Source organism: Acinetobacter lactucae (assembly GCF_013344765.1).
GTDB classification, from domain to species: domain Bacteria; phylum Pseudomonadota; class Gammaproteobacteria; order Pseudomonadales; family Moraxellaceae; genus Acinetobacter; species Acinetobacter lactucae_A.
Genome location: NZ_JABVBF010000247.1, coordinates 1 through 3,339 on the forward strand (window position 1 = coordinate 1; position 3,339 = coordinate 3,339).

Here is a 3,339-nt window from a genome sequence, read left to right on the forward strand (position 1 = left end):
AATAAACACCATTCGAGGTGAAATAATGCTTCAGCAATGCTGCCAACTATTAGAAGATCACCAGCTCAAAATTGCTTTTATTGAAAGTGCGAGCTCTGGTTATTTAACAAGTCAGTTTTCTATTCATAAAAATAGTGGTGCAGATATTTTACTCGGTGGCTTAGTGAGCTACGACCCAAGCATTAAAATTAGTATTTTAAATATTGATCCAAAGTTAATAGAGACTTACACGGCAGAGTCACCGCAAGTCACGGAGGAAATGTGTAGGCTGGGTCAAAGCTTATTTCAACAAGCTGATATTATTGTCAGTTGCACTGGGCTATTAAAATCTGGTGGAAGTGAAACCCTAGAGAAACCAGTTGGTACTTTTTTTATTTGTATTTCTTATCAACAGAATATTTACCATTATCGTTATTTTTTATCTGGTCACTCAGAACAAAAGTTAAAGACATTAACTCAGAAAGTTTCAGATGCCATAATTGCTTTACTCACATCAACCATAAAAACTGATTCACCATAAAAAAAAGAGAATATGTTTCCATATTCTCTTTTCGGTTTTAGCAGACAAAGCTTAGCTGAGTTTCATTTTATCGAAGACTAAATGCCCATTTTCGCCTTTAACTAGAATAGTATCACCTGCGACAAAATCACCCGACAAGATTTTTTGAGCCAATGTGTTTTCAATCTGTTGTTGAATCGCACGTTTTAATGGACGCGCACCATAGACAGGATCGAAACCAGCATCAATCAATAAATCAAAAGCAGTATCATCTACAGTTAAACTCATGTCACGATCAACAAGACGCGAACGTAATCGATCCAACTGAATATCGGCAATGCCACGAATTTGTGCTTTTTTGAGTGAATGGAAAATCACAAGCTCATCAATCCGGTTAATAAATTCCGGACGGAAATGCTGACTTACCGCATTCATTACAATGGTACGCACTTCATCGTCTGTGGCACCCTCACCTAGTTCACGTACATCTTGTGAACCTAAGTTCGAAGTCATCACAATTACTGTATTTTTAAAGTCTACTACTCGACCTTGTGAATCTGTTAAGCGTCCATCATCCAATACTTGTAGCAAGATGTTGAATACATCTGGATGTGCTTTTTCGACCTCATCAAACAACACCACACTATATGGCTTACGGCGAACAGCTTCAGTTAAAACACCACCTTCTTCATAACCCACATATCCTGGAGGCGCACCGACCAAACGGCTCACCGAATGTTTCTCCATGAATTCGCTCATGTCGATACGAATCATGGCATCATCACTGTCAAACAAGAAATTAGCCAGTGCTTTGGTTAATTCTGTTTTACCAACACCTGTTGGACCTAAGAACAAGAATGATCCACTAGGTCGATTCGGGTCAGACAAACCAGCACGTGAACGACGAACAGCATTCGATACAGCTACAACAGCTTCATCTTGCCCAACAACACGGTCATGTAAAAACTCTTCCATATTAAGGAGTTTTTCACGCTCACCTTGCATCATTTTAGCAACAGGAATTCCTGTTGCCGCACTCACAACTTCGGCAATTTCATTTTCAGTCACTTTAGTACGAATGAGTTTTGGCTCTTCGTTCTCTTCTGCAACCTCATCTTGCTCAAGTTGTTTTTGAAGCTCTGGAATTACGCCATACTGTAAACGTGCTGCCTCAGCTAAGTCACCTTCACGCTGAGCTTTTTCAAAAGCAATACGCGCTTTATCAAGTTCAACCTGAGCCTGTTTAGTACCTTCTACTAAAGTTTTTTCAGACTTCCAGATTTCTTCAAGGTCGTTGTATTCTTTCTCGACTTCAGCAATCTGTTTTTCAAGATGAGTGACTTCAGCTTTACTGCCGACATCTTCATCTTTTTTCACAGCTTCCAATTGCATTTTCAACTGGATTAAACGACGATCAAGCTTATCGAGTGCTTCAGGTTTAGAGTCAATCTCCATTTTAATACGAGAAGCTGCCTCATCAATCAAATCAATTGCCTTGTCTGGTAATTGACGATCGGTAATATAACGATGAGACATTTTCGCCGCAGCAATAATCGCTGAGTCTAAAATTTGCACACCATGGTGAGTGGCATATTTCTCTTTTAGACCACGTAAAATCGCAATCGTATCTTCAACACTTGGTTCATCAACCAGTACTTTCTGGAAACGACGCTCTAAAGCAGCATCTTTTTCAATGTATTGGCGATATTCATCTAAGGTCGTCGCACCCACACAACGCAATTCACCACGTGCTAATGCAGGTTTTAACATATTCCCTGCATCCATTGCGCCATCGCCTTTACCAGCGCCTACAAGCGTATGTAGCTCGTCAATAAACAGGATGATTTCGCCTTCGTGTTTAGCCAAATCTTTTAAAACAGCTTTTAAACGTTCTTCAAACTCACCACGATATTTAGCACCAGCAAGTAATGAACCTAAATCTAATGATAAAACTCGTTTGCTTTTTAAGCCTTCTGGCACTTCACCATTCACAATACGCTGTGCCAAACCTTCAACAATAGCGGTTTTACCTACGCCCGGCTCACCAATAAGAACAGGGTTGTTTTTGGTACGACGCGATAACACCTGAATGGTACGGCGAATTTCATCATCACGCCCAATGACAGGATCAAGTTTTCCAGATAAAGCTCGCTCTGTTAAATCAATCGTATATTTATTAAGTGAGTCACGTTGGTCTTCGTGATTATTACTCATGACTTTGTCATTACCTCGAATATGTTCAATTACTTTGCGTAAGCTGTCGGGAGTTACACCTACCGCACTTAAAATATTTTTAGTTTCACCTGTCTCAGCCAAACCTAATAAAACCCAGTCAGTTGATAAAAATTCATCACCTGCTTTCTGCGCATATCTGTCTGCCAAATTAAGCGCTTTAACGGCTTCTGGGTTTAAGTTGACATCGCCCGTTGGATTGGCAATAGTCGGCGCGTCTTTTATAGCTTGCTCAAGTTTTTGTTTAAGTTCAGTTAACCGCGCACCTGCTTGTTGCAACAAACTAATATTTGATGGCTCTTCTAACAAGGTAGACAAAATATGAATACCTGCGATAGCGGTATGGTCCTTACCCATCGCTAAAGATTGAGCATCTGAGAGGGCTTGCTGCAAGCGGTTTGTAAATTTCTCAAAACGCATTCTTGTTATTCCTCACAACAAATTTGTACTTGTCTAATAGATGGGAACACTTCTTCGGATTTCAAATAAATTTTTATATATTTTTCATAATGTTATTTAAATAACAACGAGTAAAACTCCATTATAATATGGGATTGTTTTGTATATATTTCAAGTACAGTTCAGCTACATTTTATTAAAATGCTTGA

At 39.4% G+C, this 3,339-nt stretch carries 2 protein-coding genes; one reads left to right on the top strand and one right to left on the bottom strand.

Annotated features, from left to right (window positions below; all coding sequences use genetic code 11):
• The first annotated feature begins 25 nt into the window (after positions 1-25).
• The gene (locus tag HUN22_RS16200; protein ID WP_174731510.1) at positions 26-520 is read left to right on the top strand and encodes a CinA family protein; all 495 of its coding nucleotides are present in this window, start codon (positions 26-28) and stop codon (positions 518-520) included.
• 51 nt (positions 521-571) lie between these two features.
• On the opposite strand, the gene clpB is transcribed toward HUN22_RS16200, so the two are convergent.
• The gene (clpB, locus tag HUN22_RS16205) at positions 572-3,151 is read right to left on the bottom strand and encodes an ATP-dependent chaperone ClpB (protein WP_174731513.1); all 2,580 of its coding nucleotides are present in this window, start codon (positions 3,149-3,151) and stop codon (positions 572-574) included.
• Between the last annotated feature and the right edge of the window lie 188 nt (positions 3,152-3,339).